At 75.8% G+C, this 426-nt stretch carries 1 pseudogene; it reads left to right on the top strand.

The window, feature by feature from the left end:
• Positions 1–68: 68 nt before the first annotated feature.
• Positions 69–426 (top strand): annotated as a pseudogene (locus FV228_RS32745) (ATP-binding protein); the annotation flags it as partial.

Genomic DNA, 426 nt, shown 5'->3' with positions numbered 1-426 from the left:
GGGGGAGGGGAGCGATGGCGGGACCGGACCCGACCTGCCTGCGCTCCGCACGGAGATCGCGCGCCGCTATGCTGGCTTTGTCCGCGACCGGAAGGCTGCCTGACTTCCTCGCGACCCTGCCGGCGCCGCTGGTCTGCGCCCTGGCCGACGACTGGCTGCATCAGGCCCGCCCCGACCAGCTGCCGCCGGCCGAGACCGCGACGCCCTGGACCACCTGGGCGGTGATCGGCGGCCGCGGCTGCGGCAAGACCCGCACCGGGGCCGAATGGGTCGACGCCCTGGCCCGGGGCGACCCGGCCTTCACGCCGGAGCCGGTCGGACGCATCGCGCTCGTGGGCGAGACCCATCTCGACGTGCGCGACGTGATGGTCGAGGGGCCGTCCGGCCTGCTCAACCTGCCGGCCCGGGGCCGGCAGGTTGAGCAGG

It is taken from the genome of Methylobacterium sp. WL18, assembly GCF_008040015.1.
Classification (GTDB): domain Bacteria; phylum Pseudomonadota; class Alphaproteobacteria; order Rhizobiales; family Beijerinckiaceae; genus Methylobacterium; species Methylobacterium mesophilicum.
This window is presented reverse-complemented; position numbering and strand designations above follow the sequence as displayed.